This is a genomic window from Enterobacter cloacae complex sp. GF14B (assembly GCF_004136805.1).
Taxonomy (GTDB): domain Bacteria; phylum Pseudomonadota; class Gammaproteobacteria; order Enterobacterales; family Enterobacteriaceae; genus Enterobacter; species Enterobacter hormaechei_C.
This window is the reverse complement of record NZ_QFRV01000155.1, coordinates 1-4,351: the sequence shown is the minus strand read 5'-3', so window position 1 is coordinate 4,351 and position 4,351 is coordinate 1. Positions and strand designations below refer to the sequence as shown.

Here is a 4,351-nt window from a genome sequence, read left to right as displayed (position 1 = left end):
ATCACTAGCTCTACTTCCGAGAATTTTCTCTCTGTTACAACTTCACTCGGCTTGCATAGTACATTGGCCTCATATAATGGCTGCCCTTCCCTTTTTGAAATAGCATGCCTCCAATGGCATCATCCCCTACTGATGGATTTACATAAAACACTTGCTTCCAATGAGGAGCCTGCATGGCTGACAACCCCCCTAACACCTCTTTCACCTCTTGAAACACTTCTTTACACTTGTCATCCCATTGCAATGGAACATGCTTTGCCACTTGTTGTAATGGATAAAGGAGTTATGAAGACAATGGAATAAACCATGCCATGTACTTCACTTTGTGTATAAAGGTTGCCAATTGCTTCGTACTCATAGGTGATGGAAGAAGAATAATAGACTTCACCTTATCTGGATCAGCCTCAATGCCATTTTCTGACACCATATGGCCCAATAACTTCACCCTTGGCTGTGCTAGATGACATTTCTTTGGATTTAGTTGTCCTCCACATTCATCATATCGAGCCAATACCATCTGCAGCTTCTCATGGTGTTCAGCCCTACTGCTATAGACACAGAAGTCATCCATAAAAGCTTTAACACAACTACCAATGAATGGTGCCAATACCCAATTTGCTCTCTCTTGATAGAAGGAAGGTCCATTTGACAACCCAAATGGCAATACTGTGTAGCAATAGCAGCCCCATGGCGTAATAAAAGTGGTCTTTGTGCGGTCTTTAAGAGCAATCTTCAATTGAAAATAGCCTGAAAAACCATCACACACACTGTACCTCTCATAACCTGCCACTGAATCCAAGATCTGATCGATGAATGGAAGAGGATATGGGTTCTTCTTAGTGGCTGCGTTTAAGGGTTTAAAATCTATACAAATTCTCCACTTCCCATCCTTCTTTGGACTGACTACAACTGGACTCACCCATTCTGTGGTCTCCACAGGGACTATGAACCCTGCCTTCAATAACTTGTCCACCTCTTCCCGCAAGGCTTCCATTTGCTCTTGACCCATCCTTCTTAGCCTTTGCCGCACTGGCTTAGCACCTTCTTTCAGCTCTATATGCATCTCTTCGCCCTTGAACCCTCTGATCTCTTCATATGAAGTAATGAACAAATCAGGAAAACTAGCCAGCATGTGCAAATATATCTCCTTCTCCATAGCTGAGAGGTCTCCACTAATCATTTGTGTCATCAATTCCTGCTTCTTTGACAATTCAACCTTGGTTTGCATCAGCCCTTCAATCACTTCATAAGGCCCTTCACTTTCATCTTCAACTTCATTCGCAAATGCGACTAAACCAGACTCCTGGATTCCTTTGTCCATCAAAAGAAATGCAACATCAGCATCCTCATCACTGCTGGTAGTGCTATCACTGTCCTCATCTGTCACCGTGGAAGAGTCTTCATCACTAGACTCATCCTCATCTTCATAAAGCTCCTCTAATCGTTTCCTTGTGTCCATATTATAAAGCTTCTTGGTACCTGTCTTTCCATAGAGGCTAATTGTACCATGTCGCCAATCTTGAACAGCTCCCACTGCACGTAACCATGGTCTGCCCAGTATAATAGGATATGCTCCCAACCCTGCTGGCATCACATGAAAATCAACCACTGCCTTTGCATCATATGCCTCCACTTCTAAGCTCTTTACAACACCCAAGCATTTTACTTTTTGATGGTTTGCCAATCTGATCCGGAAACCTGACACCCCAGCCACTGTGAGACCCATCTTCTCAACGCATGAGTGTGTTATGACGCATATTTGGGCTCCGCCATCCACATAACCTTGTCCCAAATTTTTCCTTTTATGCCACACATCTACTATTGGACAAATGTCTAGTAGCTCATCCATTGCCAACACCTTTACTGAACCTCTCTCTGGCTCTTTCTCCATTGGGTTAACCATCCTCTTCCACTGTCGCTTTAGCTTAGGCACCATCTCTATAAGCTGCCCAAAAGTAACATCTGCCTTCCTGCTTGTCAGATCCTCCTTCAAGTCATAGCTTAATTGCCCATCCCCTAGTGGAAAATCTGAAACATGAAACTTTCGACGAGCTCTCCTTTTCCTCTTGGCCTTGACATCCTCGCCTTCATGGCTCTTTCCTTTCTTCTTAATAGGACCTAGGACACTTCTTCCTTCCTTATCCTCTGTGGTCCTCTTCCCAATAGGCATCACTAATGTATCCTCTAGCTTTGATGCCTTCTCCAAGGTGACTACACTTAGCACTTTTGTCTTTCCCTTTTCCTCCTGGGTCAGTCCACTGGTTCCTTCATCTCCCTTAATTTCGATGCCATAATCATTTGACCTAGTTAGCACCTGTCTTGGCAATGGATACATGTCTCCCCCCATCCTTGGTGGCTTATCACATTGCGGGCTGATGTGACCCAACTCTCCACAATTATAACATGTGGGCGTCTGCCTCCAAAACCTACCATTGCTTTGTCCAACACCATTCCTAGGCCTTTCTTCACCTCCTGGCTGATTTGCAAACCTCCCTCGACCTCGATTATTTCCCACTTGACCTAGCATGTTTAGGCTGAGATTCTTCATCAAATCTACCATTTGCCTCATGTCTTGCCTTAGCCCATCATCTTGCACTGCTGTAGTGACCACTGCTGGCATAACCTGAGTAGTAACAGGAACCACTGGTTCGTGATGAACCCCTGACATGCGACCTTGTAAAGATTCTATAGGCTGAAATTCAGACCTCATTGGCAAAGACTCCACCCCTAACTGGCTCATTTTCCTCAACTTCCACTCTTTGTTCCTTGCTACCTCTAGTGCATCTTCATATGTCCTAGGCTTCTTTAGCTCCACTCTCCAACGTATATTCTCCCAAAGACCAGCCAAGAACCTGTCCTTCTTCATCATGTCAGGCGGGGGTACCTGTGGTGCTAAGGCCTTGCACATCCGCTCCCATGCCAATGAAAACTTACGTACGTACGCATCTACTGGCTCACCTTCCTTTTGCACCAAACCTTGTACTTCTTGCCACACTTTGTCAGGATCTTCTATCTTCACAAACTCCACTTCCAACCCATGCCTTAGATTGTCCCAACTCAATCTTACAGGTGGATCTGCTGCACGCAACTCCTCTTCAAATGTTTTGGACCAGACTCGTGCATCACTCTTCAAACAAATTTGGAGAAGACGTAACATCTGCGCAGGGTCATGAATCTGGTTGCTAATGCAGGCAACCTCCATCTTTTCCAAAAAATCTTCCACATCTTCATCACTTCTTCCATGAAATTCCGGATAAGAGAAGGCCATGGCTACCCAAGTTTTGATGCTTTGAGAACCCCTTCTAACACACGTGCAAGAACCCAAAACTTTTACTGACTCAATTCCCAGAAACTTCAATGGAGCTCAACTTTAGATAAGGACAAACACATGCACATCAAATGAGTTTTCATAGTTAATCATCGGAATTACAACAGGCAAAGGACATTCCAGGATCTCTCTTAATCTTCTTGGCCCAAACATAAAGACTATGCGCTGCTGGAAAAAAATCTTCCTGGACACATGAACATTTATCTGGATTCTTTGAGTTAAATGAAAAGGAGTGAATTGAGGGCCATTTTGATCATCCATTAAAGCCAACCATGAAGCTCCCAAGAAGGCACACCTGACTCAACCTCTGATTTTGCCAAAATTTCAGCAGCATAACAGCATAAATGGCTCAAAATACCAAAAAACCAGCCATCATAACTTGGGAAAATTTCGACAGAGTTTCCCCAGAAGTAGAGCAGTAGGAACCCAAAATATAGACTGTCTATGTATGCATAAACTGTCAACAATAGAACCCGAGCATCAAGTAGGACTCACTAGTACATAGCCTATGGCGAGGTCACAAAAAGGGTGCTCCAGCTACCTGTATCACCGAAAGGATCTCCACATTTGAGAATCCCCCAGCTCAATAAAAACCTCACGCTATCGACCCTCACACGAAGGCTAATGCAAATCGCATATAGTCAAGTCTCAGAAATGACTATCTTCCAGACCAAGTCTCAGAAATGGCTGGGACTGCCAAATACAACCAAGTATGGCTCCACAAATGCGTACAATGGCAGTTTCCACAAGTAACGTACAATCCAGTAGACAATGCGCTCAAATAGGCGCCAAGTGATGCATACCCACAACAACTGCAAGTGACATCACTGCTACTATATCACTGTACTCCAGCTACTTGTACCTGTGTGAATCACCTGCTCCTGTACCTATCCCTGTAACCTGTAACCTGTAATCTGCAACCTGCAACCTGTAACCCCGAATCTCGAAGCTTGAAGCTCGACGCAGAAGGTACTCGAAGAAGATCCTCCGTGGGGGCGCCAAAAGAATGTGAGCGGGATGAAA

2 protein-coding genes are annotated in these 4,351 nt (G+C 44.5%); both read right to left on the bottom strand.

Translation table 11 applies throughout. From position 1 onward, the window contains the following. Positions 1-34 precede the first annotated feature (34 nt). Positions 35-196 carry a hypothetical protein gene (locus DD606_RS26720; RefSeq protein ID WP_368853791.1) on the bottom strand — a complete coding sequence of 54 codons (162 nt, stop codon included), beginning with the start codon at positions 194-196 and terminating at the stop codon, positions 35-37. A gap of 87 nt (positions 197-283) precedes the next feature. Beyond that, the gene (locus DD606_RS23880; protein ID WP_129259307.1) at positions 284-3,268 is read right to left on the bottom strand and encodes a reverse transcriptase domain-containing protein; all 2,985 of its coding nucleotides are present in this window, start codon (positions 3,266-3,268) and stop codon (positions 284-286) included. Between the last annotated feature and the right edge of the window lie 1,083 nt (positions 3,269-4,351).